Source organism: Haladaptatus ordinarius (assembly GCF_054177595.1).
The window spans coordinates 1-2834 of the sequence record NZ_JBPEHH010000225.1 but is presented as its reverse complement, the minus strand read 5'-3'; the positions used below and the strand labels follow the sequence as shown (position 1 = coordinate 2834).

Here is a 2834-nt window from a genome sequence, read left to right as displayed (position 1 = left end):
CGAGTACCGCGCCCTCCTCGATGAAATCTTCACGAAATTGACCGACCGACTGAGTTTCGCAGGCTCGTGGATTGAGAATCATCTCAGCGGATTCATCCAGAAGTTACGTTAATCACTACTCGACTTCCACCTCGACAGTGGTGGGCGAGCGGTACCGGTGCAACGCACTCGTGTCGTCGACGCGCTTCCGGACGAAAAGGAGGTACCAGGCGGCACCGGCGACGACCAGTGAGCCGGCGAGGAGTATCTGCTGGAGCTCCATGAACCCGATGAGTCCTAACGACAGCACCGCACCGAGGCTGGGAACTATGGGATACAACGGCACCTCGAAACTCGGATCGTAGCTCATCGTCCGGGTCTGCCGGAAAACCAGCAGCGAGACGTTTAACAGCCCGTACACCATCAGGTGGAGCACGCTCCCCGCCTTCGCGAGGACTTCGACGTTTCCTACAACGATGAACACCAGAACCAGTGCACCGGTGAGCACGATCGACCGGTAGGGCGTATTGAACCGATCGTGAACCTCTGACAGGCGTTCGTCCACCAGTCCGTCCCGTCCCATTGCATAGTTGATACGCGAGGACGAGAGCATCGATGCGTTTGCCGACGACGCCGTCGCCAGAAGCCCGCCAAAGGTCAGCATACTGACGCCGAGAACCCCAACACTAAAAGCACTGAAAATGGCTCGTGCACCGATGGTAATCGCGGTCTCCTTCCCTGCTACCTTCTCGACCGGCACGACCCCGAGCAGGATAAGCATCGAGACTGCGTAGATAATCGTCACAAGTAGCACGCCTCCGATCATCGCCCGTGGGAGGTTTTTGCCGGGTTCCTTGATCTCTCCTGCAACCGTCGCGACCTGAGCGAACCCCAGGTACGAGACGAACACTAGTGCGCCCCCAATCGTGGACAGCCTAGGCTATCTCGTCTGAGCGCGTCTCTACAGGAATGGGACGCAAGAAGAATATCGTCAATCTCTCGGACGAAGAACGCAGGAAGCTCAAGGCGTTCGTTTCGAAGGGTGAACACCGAGCCGAGGATATTACCCGTGCAAAGATCCTGCTGAAGGCCGACGAGGGGCTCACAGATCCGACGATCTGTGAGCACCTCGATTGCTCTATCTCCACGCCCTACCGGACGCGCAAAGCCTACGCCGAACGAGGGCTCGCGGCGATTCATCGCCGCAAGCCCGATCGGGTCTACGAACCCAAACTCGACGGCCGGGGCGAGGCGCATCTCATCGCGCTTGCCTGCTCACCGCCCCCAGAAGGACGATCACGCTGGACCTACGCCCTCCTTGCCGACCATCTCGTCGCTCTCGAGGAGATCGAGTTCGACTCGATCTCCGAGGAAACCGTCCGACAGAGGCTAAAAAAACACCCTAAAGCCACACCGCTCTAAGTCCTGGCTGATCCCGACCGAATACGATGCTACGTTCGTCTACCGGATGGAAGACGTCCTCTCACTCTATCACAAACCGTACGATCCTGACCAACCGGTGATCTGCTTTGACGAGGCAAGCAAGACGCTTCGGGGACACGTGCGCGATCCGCTCCCGGCGCGACCGGGAGCGGTCGCGCGAGAAGACTATCACTACGAGCGCAACGGCACGCAGAAGCTCCACGTGACCACCGAACCGCTCACCGGGTGGCGACACGTTGAGGTCACAGCGAAGCGCCGAAAACGTGAGTTTGTTGAACGGATGCAAGAACTCGCGGATGTTCACTACCCGGATGCGGCCTGCATCCGGGTAGTTCTGGACAACCTCAATACGCACAATCCAGCCGCCTTCTACGAGTTTCTCCCCCCGACTGAAGCCCGCGCGTACCTCGATCGCTTCGAATTTCACTTCACGCCGAAACACGGCAGCTGGCTGAACATGGCAGAAATCGAGATCAGCGCTCTCAAAACGCAGTGTCTGAATCGCCGTATCCCGGACGCAGCGACCCTCCAAATGGAGGTCGCTGCGTGGGAAACCGACCGCAATGAGGCAGAGACTTCTATCACGTGGCAATTCACGACTGACGATGCTCGAACGAAACTTCACCGACTCTATCCGACCCTTGGGAAGGCCAACGAAACCTAGTCACTCAATGGTTGGGAGCGCACTAGTTGGGTCTCAGTCTCGCTAGTCATTGCCTCTCACAGTTATTTTATACGTTAGAACCTCGCACGTTATAGGTACTCTGGCTGCGTGAGGTCGGTGGGGCTGATTATGAATTTAGCTCAAAACGACGTGATTCACGTAATTCAGGGATGATACGAGAGCGAAGGCTTTTTGTGTAGGACGCAAAAGGACATATACCATGTCACTCCCCGCTCCGGTGCGGCGGTGGTTAGCTGACGATGGGGCCACAATTTACGAGTGCCGGCAATGTGGGACGACTCTTGAGGCCATCGAGCGGCCGTGTCCGTCCTGTGGCTCGACGAAAATCGCGGAGTTCGACGTCTCCTAATCGTTCTCGAGCACGAGGGACCGTCAGCGGGACTCCGACACATGATTCTGGGTGATCAAGAGCAGGTACTCGTCCGTTTCGAACCTCCAGTTTTCAGGAGTGCAAGACACCGCTCCGGTAGGCTCGTTTTGTCCAGGAAATGACCGTATAGGCTATTCGGAGGGTGTCATAGAACGATTAGCACACCAAAGAGCAGGGTGAACGCTGATGTGGAATGAGTTCAGCGACCCTGCAAGATGATCCTTCGGTAGAGTCCTTTTTCAATGTCGTGGAGACAGAGACGCTAGCGCTGTTCGAGCACCTCTCCTTCGAGTTTCTCGAAGAGTTCGACGTGTTCGCCCCGGCGCAGACGGGGCGAACACGAGACCACGAACCACC

General features: G+C 57.3%; 3 protein-coding genes and 1 pseudogene. 3 read left to right on the top strand and 1 reads right to left on the bottom strand.

Going from position 1 to position 2834, the window contains the following annotated elements; genetic code table 11:
- Positions 1-115 precede the first annotated feature (115 nt).
- Complete coding sequence (locus tag ACR3FF_RS26640; protein WP_458191092.1) at positions 116-889, bottom strand: APC family permease; 774 nt, start codon at positions 887-889, stop codon at positions 116-118.
- Positions 890-948: 59 nt separating this feature from the next.
- Between ACR3FF_RS26640 and ACR3FF_RS26635 the strand changes: the two genes are divergently transcribed.
- The 3 genes and pseudogenes from ACR3FF_RS26635 to ACR3FF_RS26625 all read left to right on the top strand — a co-directional run.
- Positions 949-2086, top strand: a protein-coding gene (locus ACR3FF_RS26635; protein WP_458191091.1) for an IS630 family transposase whose coding sequence is annotated in 2 segments (ribosomal slippage) — positions 949-1379 and positions 1378-2086 — 1140 coding nt in all. Because the reading frame shifts where the segments join, the coding sequence is not laid out codon by codon here.
- Between the two features lie 220 nt (positions 2087-2306).
- Positions 2307-2456: a hypothetical protein gene (locus ACR3FF_RS26630; protein ID WP_458191090.1), complete on the top strand. Its 150-nt coding sequence runs from the start codon at positions 2307-2309 to the stop codon at positions 2454-2456.
- Between the two features lie 214 nt (positions 2457-2670).
- Positions 2671-2834: pseudogene (locus ACR3FF_RS26625) on the top strand (IS5/IS1182 family transposase); the annotation flags it as partial.